This window comes from Aeromonas sp. R5-3, from assembly GCF_040908225.1.
Taxonomy (GTDB): Bacteria; Pseudomonadota; Gammaproteobacteria; order Enterobacterales; family Aeromonadaceae; genus Aeromonas; species Aeromonas dhakensis.
In genome coordinates, this window is sequence record NZ_JBFODH010000013.1 from 23,842 (window position 1) to 47,424 (window position 23,583).

The 23,583-nt window shown below is 60.1% G+C and carries 19 protein-coding genes; 9 read left to right on the forward strand and 10 right to left on the reverse strand.

Translation table 11 applies throughout. The features are described from left to right. Positions 1-17: 17 nt before the first annotated feature. From uspE to ccoN, 10 genes are all read right to left on the reverse strand, one after another. Positions 18-962, reverse strand: coding sequence for a universal stress protein UspE (gene uspE, locus AB5Y95_RS05900; protein WP_017764530.1), 945 nt, complete (start codon positions 960-962; stop codon positions 18-20). A 134-nt stretch (positions 963-1,096) separates the two neighbouring features. Further along, positions 1,097-1,852: an FNR family transcription factor gene (locus AB5Y95_RS05905; protein ID WP_005300768.1), complete on the reverse strand. Its 756-nt coding sequence runs from the start codon at positions 1,850-1,852 to the stop codon at positions 1,097-1,099. Between the two features lie 68 nt (positions 1,853-1,920). After that, positions 1,921-2,607 (reverse strand): sulfite exporter TauE/SafE family protein, encoded by a 687-nt coding sequence (locus AB5Y95_RS05910; RefSeq protein WP_010634023.1) that lies wholly within the window; start codon positions 2,605-2,607, stop codon positions 1,921-1,923. Continuing rightward, positions 2,591-2,782: a cbb3-type cytochrome oxidase assembly protein CcoS gene (gene ccoS, locus AB5Y95_RS05915; RefSeq protein WP_095592792.1), complete on the reverse strand. Its 192-nt coding sequence runs from the start codon at positions 2,780-2,782 to the stop codon at positions 2,591-2,593. The genes AB5Y95_RS05910 and ccoS overlap by 17 nt, the downstream gene beginning before the upstream one ends. A 121-nt stretch (positions 2,783-2,903) precedes the next feature. After that, positions 2,904-5,303 (reverse strand): heavy metal translocating P-type ATPase, encoded by a 2,400-nt coding sequence (locus AB5Y95_RS05920; RefSeq protein WP_368159988.1) that lies wholly within the window; start codon positions 5,301-5,303, stop codon positions 2,904-2,906. Between the two features lie 92 nt (positions 5,304-5,395). Further along, positions 5,396-5,884 carry a FixH family protein gene (locus tag AB5Y95_RS05925; RefSeq protein WP_010634020.1) on the reverse strand — a complete coding sequence of 163 codons (489 nt, stop codon included), beginning with the start codon at positions 5,882-5,884 and terminating at the stop codon, positions 5,396-5,398. A 118-nt stretch (positions 5,885-6,002) separates the two neighbouring features. Then, entirely contained in the window at positions 6,003-6,992 is a 990-nt protein-coding gene (ccoP, locus tag AB5Y95_RS05930; RefSeq protein WP_005300777.1) for a cytochrome-c oxidase, cbb3-type subunit III, read from the reverse strand. Next, the gene (locus AB5Y95_RS05935; RefSeq protein WP_005300779.1) at positions 6,992-7,171 is read right to left on the reverse strand and encodes a CcoQ/FixQ family Cbb3-type cytochrome c oxidase assembly chaperone; all 180 of its coding nucleotides are present in this window, start codon (positions 7,169-7,171) and stop codon (positions 6,992-6,994) included. The genes ccoP and AB5Y95_RS05935 overlap by 1 nt, the downstream gene beginning before the upstream one ends. 12 nt (positions 7,172-7,183) lie before the next feature. After that, the gene (ccoO, locus tag AB5Y95_RS05940; protein ID WP_005300783.1) at positions 7,184-7,798 is read right to left on the reverse strand and encodes a cytochrome-c oxidase, cbb3-type subunit II; all 615 of its coding nucleotides are present in this window, start codon (positions 7,796-7,798) and stop codon (positions 7,184-7,186) included. 16 nt (positions 7,799-7,814) lie between these two features. Next, a complete protein-coding gene (gene ccoN, locus AB5Y95_RS05945) occupies positions 7,815-9,239 on the reverse strand; it encodes a cytochrome-c oxidase, cbb3-type subunit I (RefSeq protein WP_005300785.1) in 1,425 nt (474 codons plus the stop codon). A 283-nt stretch (positions 9,240-9,522) separates the two neighbouring features. Between ccoN and AB5Y95_RS05950 the strand changes: the two genes are divergently transcribed. The 9 genes from AB5Y95_RS05950 (at position 9,523) to AB5Y95_RS05990 (ending at position 23,166) form a co-directional block, all read left to right on the forward strand. Beyond that, the gene (locus AB5Y95_RS05950) at positions 9,523-9,981 is read left to right on the forward strand and encodes a hypothetical protein (protein ID WP_019838735.1); all 459 of its coding nucleotides are present in this window, start codon (positions 9,523-9,525) and stop codon (positions 9,979-9,981) included. Positions 9,982-10,090: 109 nt separating this feature from the next. After that, complete coding sequence (locus AB5Y95_RS05955; protein WP_005300791.1) at positions 10,091-10,549, forward strand: GAF domain-containing protein; 459 nt, start codon at positions 10,091-10,093, stop codon at positions 10,547-10,549. A 101-nt stretch (positions 10,550-10,650) separates the two neighbouring features. Next, complete coding sequence (proQ, locus tag AB5Y95_RS05960; protein ID WP_368159992.1) at positions 10,651-11,289, forward strand: RNA chaperone ProQ; 639 nt, start codon at positions 10,651-10,653, stop codon at positions 11,287-11,289. A gap of 8 nt (positions 11,290-11,297) precedes the next feature. After that, the gene (gene prc / locus AB5Y95_RS05965) at positions 11,298-13,313 is read left to right on the forward strand and encodes a carboxy terminal-processing peptidase (protein WP_017780109.1); all 2,016 of its coding nucleotides are present in this window, start codon (positions 11,298-11,300) and stop codon (positions 13,311-13,313) included. Between the two features lie 133 nt (positions 13,314-13,446). Continuing rightward, complete coding sequence (gene pepN, locus AB5Y95_RS05970; RefSeq protein WP_368159995.1) at positions 13,447-16,071, forward strand: aminopeptidase N; 2,625 nt, start codon at positions 13,447-13,449, stop codon at positions 16,069-16,071. A gap of 71 nt (positions 16,072-16,142) precedes the next feature. Beyond that, a complete protein-coding gene (locus tag AB5Y95_RS05975) occupies positions 16,143-16,364 on the forward strand; it encodes a DUF2835 domain-containing protein (protein WP_005300804.1) in 222 nt (73 codons plus the stop codon). 278 nt (positions 16,365-16,642) lie between these two features. Next, the gene (locus tag AB5Y95_RS05980) at positions 16,643-21,484 is read left to right on the forward strand and encodes an NAD-glutamate dehydrogenase (RefSeq protein WP_368159997.1); all 4,842 of its coding nucleotides are present in this window, start codon (positions 16,643-16,645) and stop codon (positions 21,482-21,484) included. Between the two features lie 47 nt (positions 21,485-21,531). Then, positions 21,532-22,542 (forward strand): quinone-dependent dihydroorotate dehydrogenase, encoded by a 1,011-nt coding sequence (gene pyrD / locus AB5Y95_RS05985; RefSeq protein ID WP_024941803.1) that lies wholly within the window; start codon positions 21,532-21,534, stop codon positions 22,540-22,542. An 87-nt stretch (positions 22,543-22,629) separates the two neighbouring features. Next, positions 22,630-23,166: a cell division protein ZapC gene (locus tag AB5Y95_RS05990; RefSeq protein WP_368159999.1), complete on the forward strand. Its 537-nt coding sequence runs from the start codon at positions 22,630-22,632 to the stop codon at positions 23,164-23,166. Positions 23,167-23,583: the final 417 nt, after the last annotated feature.

Sequence of the window (23,583 nt, forward strand, 5' to 3'; positions counted from 1 at the left end):
GGGAGGGCAAGAAAGGCTTATGCTGGACGGCGGCTATCGACCGGGCAGCTGTAGTCGGCGGGCTTGAGGATCAGCATGTCGCAGGCGAGGCGATCCACCACGTGTTCGGCGGTGTTGCCAAGCAGGGCGGCGGAGAGCCCGGTGCGACCGACGCACCCCATGATCATCAGGGTAGCCTGCAGCTCGCCGGCGAGATCGGGCAGCACCTCTTCGGGCAGGCCTTCCGCCACCCGGGTCCAGAGATGGCCGATGCCGTATTTGTCGGCGTGGCTCAGCAGCAGGCTCTCGTGGTGTTTGCGAATGGCGTCGTTGTAGGCGTTGGGGTCAAACTCCGGCAGCTCGATGGCCACGTTGACCGGGGTGCCCGGGTAGGTGTTGACCAGATAGAGGTTGGAGCCGAGCAGCTCGGCGATGGCGATCCCCTCTTCGGTGATCCGCTCGTTGAGCAGTTTCTGATCCTGATCGTCGCTGGAGCAATTGATGGCGGCGATGATGTTGCCACCCCGTTGCCAATGACCTTCTTTCACCAGCAGCACGGGGCAGGGGCATTTGCGCAGCAGATGCCAGTCGGTGGGGGTGAAGATGAAGGTTTGCAGGAAGGAGTGGTGGTGAGTCGCCTTGACCACCAGATCGTGGCGCTGTTCCAGCACTTCCTGAATGATGCATTCGAAGGGACGGTTGTGCCAGACCACCTTGATCTCGCAGTCCAGCCCACGGGCACGGTAGGGTTTGAGTATGTCGTCGAGCCACTCACGGCGCTGGGAAATGACTCCGTGGCGCATCTCTTCCCGCTCGTCCACCGACAGCATGGCGGTCATTTCATACGAGAAGTCGTAAATGGTGAGTAACAGGGTCAGCTGCGCCCCTTCATCCAGCTCGGCGACCTTGACCGCACGTTCGAGGGCGATTTGCCGCTCTTCTTCCGGGTTGATGACCACCAGGATTTTTCGGTACTTGACCATGTTCTCCTCCTCCTTGGCAAAAATACCAATGATGGCAGACCTTTAGCCATTACAGCTTAGCTCAGGAGGAGAAGGGGGGACGTGTGCCGGATCAAATTTCGGGGTAAACCGATCCGGCACCGGATAGAGGAAGCTTAACCGCAGGGGGGACGGGTTGCACCGGCCATGACGCCGAGGGCGACGTGATCCAGCACGGTAATGTACTTGCCCTTGACGCTGATGAGGCCGGACTTCTGGAAGCGGCCCAGCAGACGGCTGATGGTCTCGACGGTGAGGCCGAGGTAGTTGCCGATGTCGCCGCGGGTCATGGAGAGGCGGAACTCCTTGGCGGAGAAACCGCGCTCGGAGAAGCGCACCGACAGGTTGTGCAGGAAGGCGGCAAGGCGCTCTTCGGCATTCTTCTTGGAGAGCAGCAGGATCATTTCCTGGTCGCCCATGATCTCGTTGCTCATCAGCCGCATGATCTGCTGGCGGAGCTTCGGCATCTTGCCGGAGAGATCGTCAAGCACGTCGAACGGGATCTCGCACACCATGGCTGTTTCCAGCGCCTGGGCGAAGGAGGGGTGCGCCTGTTTGTGGATGGCGTCAAAGCCGACCAGATCGCCAGCCAGGTGGAAGGCGGTGATCTGCTCGTCACCCTGTTCGGTGATGGTGTATGACTTGATGGTCCCGGAGCGGATGGCATAGAGCGATTTGAGCTCGTCGCCGGCCTTGAACAACTCTTCACCCTTCTGGATTGGCTTCTTGCGCTCGATGATGCTGTCCAGCTGATCGAGCTCGTTGTCGTTCAGAGTGAAGGGAATGCAGAGCTGGCTGATGCTGCAATCCTGGCAATGAATTGCACAGCCACCGCTCTGAATACGTCTGCCAGGTTTCTTTTCCGGGATCATAGGCTCATACGAATAATTGATTTATATCAAACAAGTTTACCATCAACTCATCCGTTTTGGATAGGGTTTCAAAAGGATGCAATCCCGATCCAGAGGGTATGCAGCCCGTATGCGATGAGCAGCAGGGCCCCGCCAAGGCGCAAACTGCGCAGGGTCAGCCAGTAGCGCAGCCGATCCGCCAGCCCCCCCAGCGCAAACAGGGTCGGCAGGGTGCCGAGGCCGAAAAAGAGCATGATCAGCGCGCCGCCAGCGGCCGATCCCGCCGCCGCGCTCCAGGTCAGCATGGAGTAGACCAGCCCGCAGGGGAGCCAGCCCCACACCATGCCAAACGGCAGTGCCTGCCAGGCCGAGGTGAAGGGGATGAACCTGCCCGCCAGCGGCTTGAGGCGGGGCCACAACCTGGCGCCCATGCGCTCGAGCAGCAACACCCCCTGCCACCAGCCGGCGAGATAGAGCCCGAGGGCAATCATCAGGAAGGCCGCCACCAGCCGCAGGCCGGCGATGGCGTGCTTGCCCGCGCCGAGCTCGCTGGTGGTGGCGAGCAAGCCCCCGACCAGGGCGCCGGCAATCACATAGCTCAGGATCCGACCGAGGTTGTAGTTGAGCAGGTAACCGAGCCGGCCCCAGAAGTGCTGCTTCTCGGCAGGAATGGCCATGGAGAGGGCGGCGGAGACGCCGCCGCACATGCCGATGCAGTGGCCGGCGCCAGCCAGTCCCACCAGCAGGGCGCCCAGCAGATCAAGGGTGGCCGTCATCTTTGTGCTCGTGCTCGGTGTGTTTGGGGGCGGGTTGCTCTTCATCGAACAGGATGTTGGAGCCCTGGCGGTCGAGATCTTCAAACTGCTCGGAGCGAATGGCCCAGAAGAAGACGGCGCCGGCGATGATGACGAAGAGGATGGCGATGGGGATGAGGACGAAGATGATGTTCATGCAGCAAACCTTGCAATAAGAGGGGTCATGGTACACCCGTTGGTGGCCGCAGACCCGTCGATTTGATGGTGAAGGGAGCAAGGCTCGCTCCCTTCACCCTGTCTGTCCCTGTGGTCACGGCTCAGCGGTTGAGCCGCATGGAGTTGGTGACCACGATGAGGGAGCTGAGCGACATGCCCGCCGCCGCCACATAGGGGGGCAGCCAGCCGCTCGCCGCCAGCGGCAGCACCAGCAGGTTGTAGCCGATGGACCAGGCGAAGTTCTCCTTGATGATCTTGCGGGTGCGCAGCGCCAGGGCGCGGGCATCCAGCAGGCGGGAGAGATCGTCGGCCAGCAAGATGGCATCGGCGCTGTTCTTGGCCAGATCGGTGCCGCCGGCCATGGCGAAGGAGGCGTGGGCGCCGGCCAGCACAGGGGCGTCGTTGATGCCATCTCCCACCATGATGCTGATGTCCCCGCGGACCTCGTGCTCCTTGAGGTAGGCCAGCTTGCCATCCGGCGTGACGCCCTTGACCAGCTCGTCGACCCCCAGCTCGCGGGCCACCTCGTCGGCCTGGGCCGAGCTGTCGCCGGTGAGGATGGTGGTCTTGAGGCCGGCCGCCTTGAAGGCCTGGATCAGCGTCTTCGCATCGGGGCGCAGGGTGTCGGTCAGCAGGAAACGGGCGAGCGTCCGATCCTCGTCGGCCAGGTAGATGACCAGCCCGTCCGTCTGCGTTTCGTGGGCATCGCTGATGCCGAGCCAGCGGGCACTGCCGAGGCGATAGTGGCGACCGTCGATCACCCCTTCGATACCGTGTCCGATGACGGGGGTCACCTTGCTGGCCGCCAGCAGCACGGCGTCCTCTGCGGCGTTGCTGCGAAAGGCGCGGGCGATGGGGTGTTCGGAATAGGCCTCCAGGGAGCGGGCGATGGCAAGGCAGCGCGCCTCGTCGAGATTGGCCAGGGCCTCCGTGCTGGTCAGGCTGATGTTGCCCGTGGTCAGGGTGCCTGTCTTGTCCATCACGATGCGGGTGGCCCGGGTCAGCACGTCCAGCACGTGGCCGCGGCGCAGCAGGATGCCGACACGGGTCAGGCGGGCGGTGGCCGAGGTGAGCGCGGTGGGGGTGGCCAGCGACAGGGCGCAGGGGCAGGTCGCCACCAGCACCGCCAGGGTGACCCAGAAGGCCTGCTCCGGCTGATGGACGTGCCAGAAGGTCCAGACGCCAGCGGCGATGAACAGCAGCACCAGAATGAAGTGGCGGGAGAGCACGTCCGCCATCTGGGCGATGGCCGGTTTGTCGTCCAGCGCGTGATCCTGCAGCCGCATGATCTGGGCCAGGCGCGACTCTTCGATGCGATGGCTGACCCGGATCTCGAGGGGGGCGTCGGTGTTGATGGTGCCGGCATAGACGGGATCCCCCGTCTGTTTGAGCAGTGGCAGCTGTTCGCCGGTCAGCATGGATTCGTTGAGGCTGGCCTGCCCAAGCAGGATGATGCCATCCGCCGGCAGGGTGGCCCCCGCCAGCACTCGCACCCGATCGCCTACCTGCAGCGTCTTGGCGGCCACCTCGTGTTCGCCATCCTCATCGAGCCGGGTGGCCATGATGGGCACCAGCCGTGCCAGGTTGGAGCTCGACTCGGAGGCCTTGCGTCTGGCCCGCAGCTCGAGGAAACGCCCCAGCAGCAGGAAGAAGACGAACATGGTGATGGAGTCGTAATAGACCTCGCCGGTGTTGAACACGGTGGCCCACATGGAGGCGACGAAGGCACCGACCAGTGCCAGCGACACCGACACGTCCATGGAGAGGTGCCCCTGTTTGAGGCTGCGCCAGGCGCCCACGTAGAAGGGCTGGGCCGAGTAGATCATGATGGGGGTGGAGAGCAGCAGACTTATCCACTTGAAGTAGACCATGAACTCCTCTTCGACACTGATGAAGAGGTCCATGTAGAGCGCCACCGCGCACATCATCACCTGCATGGAGCCGAGCCCCGCCAGTGCCAGCCGGAACATGTAGCTGCGCACCTCTTTGGCGTAGAGCGCTTCCTGCTGGTGAGTCTGGAAGGGGTAGGCGCGATAGCCAATCTTGGCAAAGCCCTTGAGGATGTCGCTCAACGAGAGCCGGTCCGGATCCCACTTGATGCGGGCCCGGTGGGTAGTGGTGTTGACGTTGATGTAGTGTAGCCCGGTCAGGTTGCCCAGATGGCGTTCGATGAGCCAGGCACAGGCGGCGCAGGTCAAGCCTTCCACCGTCAGCTGGATCTCGCGCACCTTGTGGCTGCCGGTGGCGCTGTCGGTGACAAAATCCTGCTGCACTTCGGCCAGATCGTAGTGGGTGAGGGCGGCGAGCTCCTCGGGCACCAGCTCGCCCTTGGTGCCGGGGGCGGTGCGGTGCTCGTAGTAGCTGGCCAGGCCGCATTCGAGAATGGTTTCCGCTACCGCCTGACAACCGGGGCAGCACATGGGTTGGACTATGCCTTTTATCTCGAGGGCATAGCGGCTGCCGGCGGGGACCGGCTCACCACAGTGAAAGCAGCCAGTCATGGCAGATTGTCGCAGACCACCGGGTCTGCGGATGAAAAGCGGTGACCGCCGATCGGGGCCGGCAGGTCAGGATGAAGCGGGCCAGTCATGACTCAGCGCCCTTTGGGATCGAGTTCGACGGGGGCCTTGGTGGGGAGCTGGACAGTCTCTTGCAGCCGCCATTCGTGGTTGAAGGCATCCACCCGCACGTGCCACTTGCCGGTGAGGGGCTTGTCGAGCAGCAGGCGATAGACGCCGTTGCCGTCGGCGGTCACCATGTGCTCGCTGTCCATGCCGGCTAGGGTGGGGTGAAACAGGGAGAGGTAGAGCGCCTGGCCGGCCGGGATATCCCCTGACAGCGGTTTGAGGGTCAGCTCGTTGCCGTTGACCTCCAGCGCGATGTGGATGTTGAGGGCGTCGGCGCGATCAAACTTGCTGAGATCCTGATTAATCTCTTTGCCTTGCTTGTAATAGTCTTCAGCCACCAGGTTGACGCCATCCTTGCTGGCGATGATCGCCGTGCTGATGCTGCCGATCACGGCGGCGGTCGGGAGGGCGATGATGAACCAGGGCCAGAACTGGCGATACCAGGGTTGGGACATAGTGCTACTACCGTGAAACCAGTGGTTAACGAAACAGAGGAATTTCAGTCAACACAAGATAACAAAAAGCCTCGAAGAGTCGAGGCTTTTTGCTGAGTAATCACGTGTTTATCACATGTTACTGCTTATTTTGCTGGTCGTTGTGGGACAAGCTGTAAACGTAGGAGGCGAGCAGGTGCACCTTGTCTTCACCCAGAATATCCTTCCAGGCCGGCATCACGCCGTGACGACCGTGGGTGATGGTCTGCTCGACCACCTGACGGGAACCGCCGTAGAGCCAGGTGTTGTTGGTGAGATCCGGTGCCCCGAAGGCGATGCCGCCCTTGGCGTCCGGACCGTGGCAGGCGGCACAGATGGTGAAGCGTGCTTCACCCTTCTTGGCTTCCACCATGTCCACCTTGCGACCGGAGAGGCTCAGCACGTAGGAGGCCACTTCGCGGACCCCGTCCTTGCCGAGGATCTCGCCCCAGGCAGCCATCACGCCCTGACGACCGCCCATGATGGTGGTCTTGATCTGGTCGGGCGCGCCGCCCCATTGCCATTCGCTGTCGGTCAGGTTCGGGAAACCGCGACCGCCGCGGGCATCGGAGCCGTGGCACTGAGAGCAGTTCTGCAGGAACAGACGCTGACCCACCTTGCGGGCTTCCGGATCGGCGGCGATCTCCTCGATGGCGCGATAGGTCTTGCCATCGGCCTGATAGGCCAGCTCACGGAACTTGGCGCCGTAGATCTCGTCAGCCTTGACGAGCTCGCGATCGTACTCCACCGCGCGCCCTTCAGCCTTGGCGGAGGCCGCCGCAGCCTTGGACTCGGCCAGCGAGCGTACGTCCTGGTTGGAGCTCTGCCAGCCCAGTACGCCCTTGAAGTTGCCAAGGCCCGGGAAGGCAATCAGATAGACCAGACCGGTGACGATGAAGAAGAGGAACATGTAGGTCCACCACTTCGGCAGCGGGTTGTTGATCTCTTCGATACCGTCGAAGGCGTGTCCCATGGACTTGCCTTCTTCCACGCCCATCTTGTCGCGCAGGCACCATACCAGCAGCAAGAAGCAGCCGAGGATGGTCCCCAGACTGATGACGGTCACAAAAATGCTAAACAAAGTGCTCATTATTGTTTCGCTCCTGCGTTCTTGTTATCAGCACTGGGTTGCTCGTCGTCGGCAAATACCAGATTGGCAGCCTCGTCGAAGGAGGTCTTGCGGCGTTTGCTGTAGGCCCAGACGATGATGCCGATCATGATGGCCATCAACAGCAGGGTATACAGGCCGCGAAAAGTGCCGTAATCCATATCCTGACTCCTTTATTTCAGGGCATGACCCAGTGATTGCAGATAGGCTACCAGCGCATCCAGCTCGGTCTTGCCCTTCACGGCCTCACCGGCCCCCTGAATGTCGGCATCCGTGTAGGGTACGCCGAAGTGATCGCGGAACAGGGCCAGCTTCTTGCCGGTCAGCTCACCGGTCAACACGTTGGTGTCGAGCCAGGGGAAGGCGGGCATGTTGGACTCGGGCACTACGTCGCGCGGGTTGATCAGGTGGGCACGGTGCCAGTCGTCGGAATAACGACCGCCAACCCGGGCCAGATCCGGACCGGTACGCTTGGAGCCCCACAGGAAGGGGTGCTCCCAGACGCTCTCACCGGCGACCGAGTAGTGGCCGTAACGCTCGGTTTCGGCGCGGAACGGACGGATCATCTGGCTGTGGCAGACGGTGCAGCCTTCGCGGATGAAGATGTCGCGCCCTTCCATTTGCAGGGCGGTGTAGGGCTTGAGGCCCTCGACCGGCTCAGTGGTCTGCTTCTGGAAGAACAGCGGGGTGATTTCCACCAGGCCCCCCAGGCTGATGGCAAATATGATGCCGACCACCAGCATGGGAACGCTCTTTTCAAAGATCTCGTGACGGTTATTGTTGCTCATGCTTTGACCTCTTCAATCATGCTGGCTGTGCGACAGGTTCCAGGGAACCTTTGGGCGCAGTGATGGTGCGATAGGCGTTGTAGGCCATCAGCAACATGCCGGTGACAAAGAAGCAGCCACCCAGGAAGCGCACGAAGTAGAAGGGATAAGAGGCCTGCAGCGCTTCTACGAAGCTGTAGGTCAGGGTGCCGTCGTCGTTGACCGCACGCCACATCAGACCCTGCATCACACCGGAAATCCACATGGCGACGATGTAGAGCACGGTACCCACGGTTGCCAGCCAGAAGTGGACGTTGATGAGCTTGATGCTGTACATGCGGCCCTGGCCGAACAGGTTCGGGATCAGGTGATACACGGCACCGATGGAGACCATGGCAACCCAGCCCAGCGCGCCGGAGTGGACGTGACCGATTGTCCAGTCGGTGTAGTGGGAGAGGGCGTTGACGGTCTTGATCGCCATCATGGGGCCTTCGAAGGTGGACATGCCGTAGAACGACAGGGACACGATCAGGAAGCGCAGGATGGGGTCGTAACGCAGTTTGTGCCAGGCACCGGAGAGGGTCATGATGCCGTTGATCATGCCGCCCCAAGAGGGGACGAACAGGATCAGGGACATTACCATGCCGAGGGACTGTGCCCAGTCAGGCAGGGCGGTATAGTGCAGGTGGTGCGGACCGGCCCAGATGTAGAGGGAGATCAGCGCCCAGAAGTGAACGATGGAGAGACGGTAGGAGTAGACCGGACGACCCGCCTGTTTCGGTACGAAGTAGTACATCATGCCGAGGAAGCCGGCAGTCAGCAGGAAGCCTACCGCGTTGTGGCCATACCACCACTGCACCATGGCATCCATGGCGCCGGAGTACATGGAGTAGGACTTCATGCCCGAAAGCGGCACTTCCATGTTGTTGACGATGTGCAGCACGGCCACCGTGATGATGAAGGCACCGAAGAACCAGTTCGCCACATAGATGTGGGAGGTGGTGCGCTTGACCAGGGTGCCGAAGAAGACCACGGCATAGGCGACCCAGACGATGGTGATGGCGATATCAATCGGCCATTCCAGCTCTGCGTACTCCTTGGAGGTGGTGTATCCCAGCGGCAGCGAAATTGCGGCAGAAAGGATGATGGCCTGCCAGCCCCAGAACACGAAGGTCGCCAGCGGGCCACCAAACAGTCGGGTTTGACAGGTGCGTTGCACCACATAGAAGGAGGTCGCCATCAGGGCGCTACAGCCAAATGCGAAGATGACCGCGTTGGTGTGCAGAGGGCGAAGGCGACTGTAAGTCAGCCAGGGAGTATCAAAGTTGAGGGCAGGCCAGATCAACTGGGCTGCAATCAGTACGCCAACCGACATGCCGACAATTCCCCAGACAATCGTCATGACGGTGAACTGGCGAACAACGGTGTAGTTGTACTCAGGATGGTTAGTTGTATGGCTCATCGTTGTATTCCGCTTCCGATGCTGCTGTTGTTTGATTTTGTGTCCAGTGAGGTGGACCGACTTCATTGGCTACTGCCTTTTCTCTTGTTAACAACTGTTAATAAAAGGAAAAGCAAAAAGTAGCTAAATGAAAATTCAATGGGAATGATACTGAACTGACAGGTAAAATAACAGTATAAACAGTGATATATTTGGCTCCGTTGGGTCTCGCCTGTTCAATTATTTACCTTGCGCGAGATCACGAAAATGTCATTTTTCAGACATCTTACAAGGTTGTTTTTTCATGAAAGAGAGACTCACTTCACGCAAAATTATCCATTTGGCGATCGTGTTGACTATTTTGCTCGGTTTGGTTGCCTATCGAACCTGGTTCGATGGTGCGCAGACGGCGATGGCAAGCTCGGAAAAAGATCAGATTTGTGATCTGTCCCACAGCTCATGCCCCCTGCAGGTGGGGAATAAGCCGCTGACCGCTCGCATCGCCTCGCTGCCGGTCCAGGCCGAACGTGACTTCGTGATACAGCTTCAGGGCGGCGATCCGGCCGTCACGCCGGTGAAGGCGTGGCTGGAGGGGCGGGACATGTTCATGGGGACCATTCCGGTCACTTTTGAGGCCACAGCCCAGGGCTGGCAAGGGACGACCCTAGTGGGATCCTGCACCTCGCCGATGATGGTCTGGCTGCTCAATATCGAGTGGAGCAATGGCCAGCGCCAGCAACTGGCGCTCTCCGTCGCTCGCTGAGGGCCTCTTCCTGAGGTGCAAAAGGAGGGGGCAAGGTGAAAATTGATTTGAATTTTTCAGGCAGGGCGTTACCTTGCACTGATTGTCAGGGAGTGAAGTTCATTTAATCATGATTGAAAAACAAGCATTTTATCGCACGCTCAACCAGCAGGCCCAGGCATTGCTGGAGGGAGAGCCGGATCTCATCGCCAACCTGGCCAACCTGTCCGCCCTGCTCAATCAGGAGCTGACCGACATCAACTGGGTCGGCTTTTACCTGTTGCAGGGGGAGACCCTGGTGCTCGGCCCGTTCCAGGGCAAGCCGGCCTGCGTACGCATTCCGGTCGGGCGCGGGGTATGCGGCACGGCGGTGGCCGAGGGCAAGACCCAGCTCATCGACGACGTGCATCAATTTGAGGGGCATATCGCCTGCGACGGTGCCAGCAATGCCGAAATCGTGATCCCGCTGCGCCGGCGTGGCGAGATCATTGGCGTACTGGATATCGATAGTCCAATCTTTAACCGCTTTGACGAGCAGGACCGGATTGGCCTCGAAGAAACGGTGCAAATTTTGGAAAGCATGCTCTAAGTCATTGCTTGATGGTTCGCAAAAGGCCCCAAGCTCTCTATAATGGGGCCTTTGTTGTGCTCGGGCGTGCCCGCGCGTTTATATGAAAGCCAAGGTTATACATGGAAAACACTGAGAAGCTGAAGAACAGTAAAGAGATCGTTGCCTACCTGGTCGAGAAATTCCCGGCCTGCTTCATCGCTGAAGGAGAGGCCAAGCCGCTCAAGATTGGCATCTTCCAGGATTTGGCCGAGCGTCTTGCTGACGACGCCAGAGTCTCCAAGACCATGCTGCGCTCCGCTCTGCGTCAATACACCTCCAGCTGGCGTTACCTGCATGGCCTCAAGGCTGGCCAGGCCCGTGTCGATCTGGACGGCAACCCGGGCGAGCTGCTCACCGAAGAGCACATCGAGCACGCCAAGCAAGCCCTGAAGGAGAGCAAAGAGCGCGTCTTTGCCAGTCGTCGTACCAACAATAAAGAAGAGAAGGCCAAGCAGCCGCGTCGTCCTGCTCCGCGCAAGGCCGATGCCGCCACCAAGTCCAGCAAGCCGAAAGCCGCTCCCAAGGCTGTTCCGGTTGCTGACGAGGCCCCGTTGGTCAAGGTGGATGCCGCTACCCTGAAAGTAGAGCAGGGCGTGCGCGTGGTGCTGGGCAAGTCGCCGGTACCGGCCACCATCAAGGAAGTGACCAAGGATGACGTTCAGGTTCAATTGCAGACCGGCATGATGCTGCGGGTCAAATTCGAGCACCTGGTTCTCTAAGGAGACAAATGTTGAAGCATGGCGTAATTCGTTTTTCCCTCGTTGCCTGTAGCCTGGCGCTTGCCGGGCTTGCACAGGCCATCGAGCCGGTGCTCAAGGAAAGTGATTTGCCTGTGTTGGCTCAGGAGAGCCAACATGCTACGGCTAGCAAGCGAATTGCCAATCTGTTTACCCGCTCGCATTACAAGCAGTTCAAGCTGGACGATGCCTTTTCCTCCGTGATCTTTGACAAGTATCTGGAGAATCTGGATTACAGCCGCAACCTGTTTCTGGCCTCTGACATCAGCCGTTTTGAAAAGTACCGTACCGGCTTTGACACCGACCTCGAAAGAGGGCGGCTGGCGCCGGCCTACGAGATGTTCAACCTGAGTCAGCAGCGGCGTTATGAGCGGTTCGAATACGCCCTCAAACTGCTCGATACTCCTTTCGATTTTACCCAGCCCGACAATTACGTGTTTGATCGGGAAGGGGCGGCCTGGCCGAAAGACGAGGCCGAACTCAACGAGTTGTGGCGCCAGCGGGTCAAGTTCGATGCCCTGAGCCTCAAGCTCAGCGGCAAGGAGTGGCCTGAGATCAAGGAGCTGCTCGGCAAGCGTTACAACAACGCCATCAAGCGGATGTCCCAGACCGAGAGCGAGGATGTATTCCAGCTCTTCATGAACTCCTTCGCTCGCGCCATCGAGCCGCACACCAGCTATCTGTCTCCGCGTAGCGCCGATCGTTTCAACACCGAGATGAACCTCTCGCTGGAGGGGATTGGGGCCGTGCTGCAGGCCGAAGATGACTTCACCGTCATTCGCTCCCTGGTGCCCGGTGGCCCGGCCGCCAAGTCCAACCACCTGAAACCGGACGACAAGATCGTCGGGGTAGGGCAGGACGACGGCAAGATTGTCGACGTGATCGGCTGGCGTCTCGATGACGTGGTCGAGCTCATCAAGGGACCCAAGGGCAGCAAGGTGAAGCTGGAGATCCAGCGCGGCAAGGGCGCCAGCGCCAAGACCGAGCAGATCGAGCTGGTGCGTGACAAGGTGCGCCTGGAAGACAGGGCCGCCAAGTCCAAGGTGATCACAGCCGAGGGCAAGAAGATCGGCGTGCTCGAGATCCCGAGCTTCTACGTCAACCTGCACGACGACGTGATCAAGGAGCTCTCCAGCCTCAACAAGCAGAAGATCGAGGGTCTGATCGTCGATCTGCGCGGCAACGGCGGCGGTGCGCTGACCGAGGCCTCTGCCCTGAGCGGCCTGTTCTTCGCGAGCGGACCGGTGGTGCAGATCCGGGATCACATGGGCCGCATCACCGTCAATGGTGATGACGACGGCAACGTCTACTACGGCGGCCCCATGTCGGTGATGATCGACCGCTACAGCGCCTCGGCCTCCGAGATCTTCGCTGCCGCCATGCAGGATTACGGCCGTGCCCTGATCCTCGGCGAGAACTCGTTCGGCAAGGGCACGGTGCAACAGCATCGCAGCCTCGCCAAGGTCTATGACTTCTACGAGCAGCCGCTGGGTCACGTGCAGTACACCATTGCCAAGTTCTACCGGATCAACGGTGGCAGCACCCAGAACAAGGGCGTCGCCCCGGACATCAGCTTCCCCACCGCGGTGGCACCGGAAGAGACGGGCGAGAGCCGCGAGTTCAACGCCCTGCCGTGGGACAAGATAGCGTCAGCCAAGTACGACAAGCTCGGCAACTTTGCCAGCTTGCTGCCCAAGCTGCAGGCGGCCCACGAGGCGCGGATCAACAAGGATCCGGAGTTTGCCTACGTGATGCAGGACATCGCCGAGTACAAGGAGGAGAAAGACAAGAAGTCGGTCTCCTTGAACGAGGCGGAGCGTCTGGCGGATCAGGCCAAGCAGGACGAGAAGGCGCTCAAGCGCGCCAACGAACGCCTGACTCGCCTGGGCAAGCCGACGGTGAAGAGCCTGGACGATCTGCCTGCCGATTTTGAGGCTCCCGACGAGTATCTGGTCGAGGCTGCCAACATCACGGCGGATCTGGCCAAGCTCAGCAAACGCGGCTGAACAGGGACAGCCAATTAATCAACAAGGGCGACTGAGGTCGCCCTTTCCTTTGCCTGAATGCAAACTATTTGACCCTGCCAACCGGTTATGACAGCCTCTGACACGTCAATAACAAGCGTGGAAGCAAACAATAATGACCGATCACTCCCAGGCCATGACGGCCAAATATCGCCAGGATTACCAGGCTCCGCTCTACTGGTGCGACAGCATCGATCTCGACTTTCAACTGCAGGAGCCGCAGACCCGGGTCACCGCCATCTCCCGCTTGCGGCGCAATGGCGACCACAATGAACCGCTGGTGCTGGATGGCGAAGGGCTGGTCCTGCACGCCATCAGTGTGGACGGGGTTGCCTTTAGCCAGTATGAGCAGGGCGAGAGCAGCCTGACCCTGTTCAACCTGCCGGCAGAATGCGTGCTGACCATAGTCACCGACATCAACCCGGCCGCCAACACCGCGCTGGAAGGGCTCTACAAATCCGGCGATGCCTACTGCACCCAGTGCGAGGCGGAAGGGTTCCGACGCATCACCTATTACATGGACAGGCCCGACATCCTGGCCCGCTACAGCACCCGCATCACCGCCGACAAGGCCAAGTATCCTTTCCTGCTCTCCAACGGCAACAAGGTCGACAGCGGCGATCTGGGTGACGGTCGCCACTTCGTGCAGTGGCAGGATCCTTTCCCCAAACCGAGTTACCTGTTTGCGCTGGTGGCCGGGGACTTCGATGTGGAGCGCAGCCACTACACCACCAAGAGCGGCCGCAAGGTAGCCCTCGAGATCTTCGTCGACAAGGGCAACCTGGACAGAGCCGGTTTCGCCATGGAGAGCCTCATCAACTCCATGCGCTGGGACGAGCAGCGCTTCGGCCTCGAGTATGACCTCGACATCTACATGATCGTGGCGGTGGACTTCTTCAACATGGGCGCCATGGAGAACAAGGGGCTCAACATCTTCAACTCCAAGTTCGTGCTGGCCAACCCGGCTACTGCCACCGACAGCGACTACCACGGCATCGAGCGGGTGATCGGCCACGAATACTTCCACAACTGGACCGGCAACCGCGTCACTTGCCGTGACTGGTTCCAGCTCAGCCTGAAAGAGGGGTTGACGGTGTTCCGGGATCAGGAGTTCTCCTCCGATCTGGGTTCGCGCGGGGTCAATCGCATCAACAACGTGCGCACCGTGCGCGGCCCGCAGTTTGCTGAGGATGCCGGCCCCATGGCACACCCCATCCGCCCGGATGTGGTGATCGAGATGAACAACTTCTACACCCTGACCGTCTACGAGAAGGGCTCGGAAGTGATCCGCATGCTGCACACCCTGCTGGGTGAGGAGGCCTTCCAGGCGGGCATGCGCCTCTATTTCGAGCGCTTTGACGGTCAGGCGGTCACCTGCGATGACTTCGTGCAGGCGATGGAGGATGCCTCCGGGGTGGATCTCGGCCGCTTCCGCCGCTGGTACAGCCAGTCCGGTACCCCCGAACTCACCGTGACCGACGAGTACGATGCCGACAGCGGCGTCTATCGCCTGCACGTGAGCCAGCACACCCCGCCGACCCAGGATCAGCCGCAGAAACTGCCGCTGCATATCCCCCTCGACATCGAACTCTATGATGAGCAGGGGGCCGTCATCCCGCTGCAGTACCAGGGCAAGGACATCGGCAACGTCCTCGACGTGCTGGAAGCACAGCAGACCTTCACCTTCGATCGGGTGCCGGTCAAGCCGGTGCCCTCCCTGCTGCGGGACTTCTCGGCGCCGGTCAAACTGCATTTTGACTACAGCGACGAGGCATTGGCCTTCCTGATGCGCCATGCCCGCAACGAGTTTGCCCGTTGGGATGCGGCGCAGATGCTGATCAACAAGGCGGTCATCGACGGCGTGGCCCGGACTCAGCAAGGGCAGGGGGTTGATGTCTCCCGGACTCTGCTGGCGGCCTTTGTCACCATCCTTGACGACGAGGGGCTCGACCCCGCCCTCAAGGCGGAGATCCTGGCGCTGCCGGGTGAGGCGACCCTGGCCGAGCTGTTCGAGGTGGCCGACATCGATGCCATCCATCAGGTGCGCAACGAGATCCAGACCTCGCTGGCCCAGGCCTTCGGGGCCCGTCTGGTGGCCTGCTACGAGAGTTTGCGCCTGCCGGCTTATCAGGTGGTGCACGCCGACATGGCCAAGCGGGCGCTCAAGGGGGTCGTGCTGGGCTATCTGGCGGCCCTCGATGCCGGCAGCGCCGATCTGCTGGTGCGCCAGCAATATGCGGCTGCCGACAACATGACCGACACCCTGGCGGCGCTGCAGGTGGCCAACAGCCATCTGCTGCCGTGCCGCGCCGAGCTCTTGGCCGATTTCGAAGGTAAGTGGGCCAAGGACGGACTGGTGCTGGACAACTGGCTGCGGCTGGTGGGTGCCAAGCCGGCGGAAGACGTGCTGGAAGAGGTGAAGCAGGCGATGGCGCACCCCACCTTCAGCATTCGCAACCCGAACCGGCTGCGGGCGCTGGTGGGCAGCTTTGCCATGAACAACCAGGTGCAGTTCCATGCGCGCGATGGTCGCGGCTACCGCTTCCTGACCGATCTGCTGATCGAGCTCAACGAGGTCAATCCGCAGGTGGCCTCCCGCCTCATCACTCCGCTCATCCAGTTCAAGCGGCTCGATGAGGGGCGCAAGGCGTTGATCCGCACCGAGCTGACCCGTTTGGCCAACCTCGAGGGGCTGGCGCGGGATCTGTTCGAGAAGGTGAGCAAGGCGCTGCAGCAGTAAGCACGAGCGGGCGGGGGAGTCATCTCCCGCCCTTTTACCGTGAGTCTTCAACCACGACCAGAGGAGTCATCGTGAAGCAGTTTACCTTTCGCCTCTCATTGAGTCATGACGAGGTCATGCTGATGTACCAGGGCCATGCCAAACGGCTGGTGGTGCGCAGCGAGCAGGGGCTGACCCTGGAACTGGGCATTGAGAAAATCCGGCCCTTCGTCGCCATCAGCGGGGTACATGGCTACTTTCGCCTCAAAACCCAGGACGATTATCGCTTTATCAGCCTTGAACGCATAAATTAACAAAACTTGAACATATTTCCGCGTAATTCACTGCTTTCAGTCACTATCTATCCGGTAAATCCGTAACCATCCAGTGGGATTTTCTGTTTTTTGCCAGAACGGCAAAATTTTTCACAGCTTAAGGCGTGATCTGCCCCTTGTTTTTAACAACTCATTATCACCTTTGCTCGCCTTCCTTGATCCAAGACATTACACTTCGCAGCAACTCTGTACCGGTGGGCATCCAGGGTGGATGTCTCTGTGTCGGTGGTTAATGTCGTCCGATAAGGAATATAGAAATGGCATTGAAAGACGCCCCTACCTCAGTTCTGCTCGAAAACGTTCTCAGCCTGATCCATCAGAAGTTGCCCAAGAAGAGTGCCTCCCTGGTCGAGTGCTTCGTCGCCAAGTTCTACGGCAACATGGCGAGCACCGATCTGCACGATCGCAATGACAGCGATCTCTATGGCGCCGCGCTCAGCCTGTGGAATGCGCTCAACCAGCGCACCAGCACAGAGCCCTATATCCGGGTCTACAATCCCGAGCTGACCCGCCACGGCTGGCAGTCTCCCCATACCATCGTCGAAATCATCCTGCAGGACTCCCCCTTCCTGGTGGATTCCATCCGCATGGCGCTCAAGCGCCGGGGCATCACGGCGCACATGATGCTGCACCAGCCGCTGCACCTCATTCGCGGCAGTGAAGGCAAGATCAGCGCCATTCTGGATCTGGACAACACGGCCGAACAGACCTCTGTCGAGACTGCCTTCCTCATCGAAATCGATCACCTCACCAGCGAGGAGCAGATGGAAGGGCTGACCGCCGAGCTCAACTCCGTCGCCGGTGAAGTGGCCCTGGCGGTCGGTGACTGGCAGCCCATGCTGGCACGCCTGAACGAGATCATCGACGAGCTGCCCAAACGCAAACACCCGGTCAGCAAGGCCGAGGTAGACTCCTGCGTCGCCTTCCTCAAATGGGTGGCCGCTCACAACTTCACCCTGATGGGCTATCGCCGCTACGACGTCAAGGCGGTGGAGGGGGATCACGAGATCCTGCCGCAACCGGATTCGAGCCTGGGGCTGATGAAAAACTCCATCAAGGATGAGGGGCAGCGCCTGGGCACCATGCCGGCCAGTGCCCGTCACGCAGCCCTGAGCTCCTCCTTGCTGATCCTCACCAAGTCCAACAGCAAATCACGGGTACATCGCCCGGCCTATGTGGACTACATCGGCATCAAGCGCTTCGACGAGCACGGCAAAGTGATCGGCGAAGATCGCTTCATCGGTCTGTATGCCTCCTCCATCTACAACACCAGCGCGACCCAGATCCCCCTCATCAGCCACCGCCTCGAGCGCATCATGGCCGCCTCCGGTCACGAGAAGGGTTCCCATGCATACAAGGCGCTGCTGAACGTACTGGAAACCTACCCACGCGATGAGCTGATCCAGGCTCGCGAAGAGGAGCTGCTGGCCACCGGTCTCGGGGTGCTGGAGATGCAGGAGCGCGACATGCTGCGCCTGTTCGTGCGCCGCGACGTCTACGGCCGCTTCTTCTCCTGCATGGTCTATGTCACCAAGGAGCGCTACAACACGGCGCTGCGGGTCAAGACCCAGCAGATCCTGCAGAAGTATTTTGGCAGCAGCGAAGAGGTGGAGTTCAACGTCTACTTCACCGAGGGCGTGCTGGCTCGGACCCACTACATAGTGCGGGTCAACAACAACAACGTGGATGTGGATGTGAACGAAGTACAGAACAACCTGATTGAAGCGGCCCGCAGCTGGGATGACCGTCTGGACTCCGTGCTGCTCTCTCACTACGGTGAAGCCCGCGGCAACGAACTGCGCCGCCGTTTCAGCACCGCCTTCCCCCGTGCCTACAAGGAAGACGTGCTGCCGGGTTCCGCCGTGGCCGACATCATGGAGCTGGACAACCTGAGCGAAGCCAACCCGCTCGGCATGCTGTTCTACCGCGCCCAGGAGGAAGAGAACGATCGGCGGGTCCGCCTCAAACTGTTCCACCGCACCGAACCCATCCACCTCTCCGACGTCTTGCCCATGCTGGAAAACATGGGGCTGCGGGTCATCGGTGAGACCCCTTATCAGGTGCGCACCCCGGCGGGCGACATCTTCTGGATCCTCGACTTTTCCATGCTGCTGCATGGGGAGCAGCCGTTTGATCTGGAGCAGAGTCAGCAGCGCTTCCAGCAGGCTTTTGCGGCCATCTGGAACAAGCAGCTGGAAGATGACGGCTTCAACCGGCTGGTGCTGGGCGCCGGCCTCACCGGTCGTCAGGTATCCGTGCTGCGCGCCTATGCCAAATACATGCGTCAGACTGGCGTCTCCTTCAGCCAGTCCTATATCGAAGAGACCCTGACCCGCTACCCGGATATCGCCCAGCTGCTGTTCACCCTGTTCGAACAGCGCCTGGATCCGGCCGGCAAGCAGGACGCCAAGGTACAGGCCAAGCTGCACGAGCAGCTCGCCGCCAAGCTCGATCAGGTTGCCAACCTGGACGACGATCGTATCATCCGCCGCTATGTGGAGATGATCGACGCCACCCTGCGCACCAACTACTACCAGCTGGACAAGGCGGGCAACATCAAGCCCTACGTCTCCTTCAAGCTGGCCCCCTCCAGCATCACCGACATGCCGTTGCCGCTGCCGAAGTTCGAGATCTTCGTCTACTCGCCGCGGGTGGAAGGGGTGCACCTGCGCTGGGGCAAGGTAGCTCGTGGCGGTCTGCGCTGGTCCGATCGCAAGGAGGACTTCCGTACCGAAGTGCTGGGTCTGGTGAAAGCCCAGCAGGTGAAGAACACCGTCATCGTGCCGGTGGGAGCCAAGGGCGGCTTCTACTGCAAACAGATGCCGGCGGGGGCCCCCCGTGCCGTGATCCAGGAAGAGGGCAAGGCCTGCTATCGCCTGTTTATTCGCGGCCTGCTCGATGTGACCGACAACATCATCGGCGGCGAGGTGATCCCGCCGAAATCCGTGGTGCGTCACGACGAGGATGATTACTACCTGGTAGTGGCCGCCGACAAGGGCACCGCGACCTTCTCCGACATCGCCAACGAAATAAGCCTGGAATACGGCCACTGGCTGGGCGACGCGTTCGCCTCCGGCGGCTCGGTCGGCTATGACCACAAGAAGATGGGCATCACCGCCCGTGGCGCCTGGGAATCGGTCAAGCGGCATTTTCGCGAGATCGGCGTCAACTGCCAGACCACCGACTTCACCTGCGTGGGGATTGGCGACATGGCCGGCGACGTGTTCGGCAACGGCATGCTGCTCTCCGAGCACACCCAGCTGGTGGGCGCCTTCAACCACATGCACATCTTCATCGACCCGACCCCCAATGCGGCCAAGAGCTTCGTCGAGCGCAAGCGCCTGTTCGAGCTGCCCGGCTCAAGCTGGGATGACTACAACCGGGAACTGATCTCGGCAGGGGGCGGCATCTTCCTGCGCTCGGCCAAGTCCATCAAGCTGAGCCCCGAGATGCAGACCCTGCTCGGCACCGACAAGGCCAGCATGGCCCCGAACGAGCTGATCAAGGCGCTGCTCTGCCTGAACGTCGATCTGCTGTGGAACGGCGGCATCGGCACCTATGTGAAGAGTGCCCGCGAGAGCGATGCCGAAGTGGGCGATCGCAGCAACGATGTGCTGCGGGTCAACGGTCGAGATCTGCGGGCCCGCATCGTGGGTGAGGGCGGCAACCTGGGCTTCACCCAGCTGGGCCGGGTGGAGTACGCCAGCCAGGGCGGTCGCATCAACACCGATTTTACCGACAACGTGGGCGGCGTGGATTGCTCCGACAACGAGGTGAACATCAAGATCCTGCTGAACCAGCTGGTGGCGGCCGGTGACCTGACCCTCAAGCAGCGCAACCAGATGCTCTACGAGATGACCGACGATGTGGCGCAGATTGTCATCACCAACGCCTATCGCCAGTCCCAGTCCATCTCGGTGACCAGTTTCCGCGGCGCCGAGCAGCTCAAGGAGCAGCAGCGCTTCATCCAGGGGCTGGAGCGCGAAGGCAAGCTGGACCGCGGCCTCGAGTTCCTGCCCTCCGACGAAGAGCTCTCCGAGCGGATGGCGGCAGGGCAGGGGCTGACCCGACCCGAACTGGCGGTGCTGGTGGCCTACGGCAAGATGGTGCTGAAAGAGCAGCTCAACTGCCCGGAAGTGACCGACGAGCCCTTCCTCGCCAACATGTTGGTGACCAGCTTCCCGGCCAAGCTGCAGCAGCAGTTCGGGGCGGCGCTTGCCCAGCATCCGCTGCGCGGCGAGATCATCGCGACCCGGGTGGCCAACATGCTGGTCAACGACATGGGGCTCAACTTCGCCAGCCGGATGAAGGACGAGACCGGTGCCTCGGTGGCGGAAGTGGCCTGCTGCTTCGCCATGGCGCGCGAGGTGTTTGGCCTCAACCAGCTGTGGCGCGACATCGAAGGGTGTGACAACCTGGTGGATGCCCAGACCCAGCTCGAACTGATGTTCTACAGCCGTCGCATCGTGCGCCGTGCCACCCGCTGGTTCCTGCGCGCCCGCAACCGCAGCTGGAGCATCAGCGAGAACATCGCCTTCTTCCGTCCGGCCTTCGAGATGCTGGGTCAGCACCTCTACGAGGTGATGGACGAGAGCGAAGTAGCCGAGCACCAGCAGGCGGTCGCCGCCCTGGTGGCCAAGCAGGTGCCGGAAGCGATCGCCCGTCAGGTAGCCCACATGAGCAGCCTCTTCTCCAGCCTGGATCTGGCGCAGATTGCCGCGGAGCACAAGACCGACATCCTGCGCGCCGCCAACGTCTACTATCGCCTCGGCGCCAAGCTGGATCTGCACTGGTTCCTCGACCAGATCAATCATCAACCGGTGGGCAACCACTGGCAGGCGATGGCGCGGGCCTCCTTCCGCGAAGATCTGGACTGGCAGCAACGCAGTCTCACTTCCGTGGTACTGGAAGGGTGCAAAGATCAGGGAGAATGCGCTACCATACTGGCCGACTGGATTTCGGAGCATGAGCAACTCTTGTCCCGTTGGACCCACATGTTGGCCGACTTTAAGACCACCAGCACTCACGAGTTCGCCAAGTTCTCGGTGGCCTTGCGAGAGTTGAACCTGCTCCAGTTGAATTGCCGAACCTCGGCATAACCCCAAAAGCCCCGGCCAGTTGCCGGGGCTTTTTTTAAGGAGCAAACATGCTGTACCCTCTCGCCAGGCATTTCCTGTTCAAGCTCAATCCGGAACAGGCGCACGATCTTTCCATCAAATATTTGCCCCGCCTTCTCGGTACACCGCTCGATTGTTTCTTCCGCCACTCCCTGCCAAAACGCCCCGTCACCGTCATGGGGCTTTCTTTTGCCAATCCGGTGGGTCTGGCGGCCGGGCTCGACAAGGACGGTGAGTGTATCGATGCCTTCGGGGCCATGGGGTTCGGTTTTATCGAGGTCGGTACTGTCACCCCCAGACCCCAGAGCGGCAATGACAAACCCCGTCTGTTCCGGGTCATTCCGGCCGAGGGGATCATCAACCGGATGGGCTTCAACAACAAAGGGGTCGATCACCTGGTCGCTCAGGTCAAGCAGGCCAAATATCAGGGGGTGATCGGCATCAATATCGGCAAGAACAAGGACACCCCCATCGAGCAGGGCAAGGATGATTATCTGATCTGCATGGACAAGGTGTATGACCACGCCGGTTATATTGCCGTCAATATCTCTTCCCCCAATACCCCTGGGCTGCGTTCACTGCAATATGGCGAGGCACTGGATGAACTGTTGGCCGCCCTCAAGGTTCGTCAGCAGGAGCTGGCCGCGCAATATAAGAAGTACGTACCGCTGGCCGTTAAAATTGCGCCGGATTTGACCCCGGATGAAATTAATCAGGTAGCCGCATCCTTGATAAAAAATGGCATCGATGGCGTGATTGCCACCAATACCACCCTCGAGCGCGACATGATTTATGACATGCCCCATGCCGGTGAAGCGGGGGGGCTCAGCGGCCGCCCTCTGCAGCACAAGAGCACCGAGGTGATCCGCCAGCTGGCCAAGGCGCTGGATGGTGCGCTGCCCATTATCGGGGTCGGCGGCATCGACAGCGCCATGGCGGCCCGCGAGAAGCTGGCGGCGGGTGCCAGTCTGGTCCAGATTTATAGCGGTTTTATTTATAAAGGCCCGGATCTGGTCAAAGAGATTGTGACCCATATATAAGAAATAAATCGGTGCCCTTTATTTAAAGTTGCTGAAATTCTCGACATGGAATAAAGTCGAGTAACGACTTCCAGTAAGGGCACCGCCATGTGTATCCAACCCAATGACAATTGGCAGTGGCATTATGATGCTCATGACGATCGTCTGATGCTGGATTTATCCGATCGCATGATATTTGCCACCGAATATAAAGGGCGGCAATTGGTGCCCAGCTCCTTCACCACCCAGCCGTTTTGTGTGGATGATGCCGCGCTCTATTATCAGCTGATGGACAGAGTGGCAGAACTGGAGTGGAGCGTGCCCCATCAGGTGCAGCTGGTCCTCAATGCCATCGCCGTCAGCCGCTTTTACAAACCCTTGATGCCACAAAGCTGGTTCTTTGGCGAAACCCATCCGGTTATCACTCCGGAAACCGGTGCACTGGTGTGCATGGGGACGCCTCATGGCAAGGGGGAGTTTCTGGTGATTGAAGCCGGCGATCAGGCCAGTGTCTGTTTGAACCTGACCGACGATCTGATATTGACCACCAGCAAGACACTGCCCCGGTTTGGCGTCATCAAGGTGATGAACAATCGCATGAGCTCAAGACCCGCGGCTCAGACGCAATATCGCCAAGTTGGTTGAGCGTTAACTTGGCGAGGTGCACTGGTTTTCTATCCTGTCATGGTTCGCTATCACGTATCTCCCTTTTTAATCCAGCCTCATGCTGACCAGCCCCATTATTCCCTTCGGTTATCTGCTCGTATGAAAAAATGCCCTCACGTCAATTTGAGGCGAGGGCGACAAACACACACTACAGGAGGAATAAGCTGTTGTATCAACAACACGGGACTATTCTAAAACCTGTAGTTTCTCTTGAAACCTGATAGATATGACAGGCAGGGCAATGTCGGCATAAGTGGGTAGGGGATGTAAAAAAATAGCCCTCCCGTTTACGGACGATAACGGGAGGGCAAAGCACGGGGTTTACAGAAAGGACTTGCTCTGTCGTGAAGAATAATAGCGATTTGAGTTTTGTTTGACTCCTGTCAAATGTGGCAA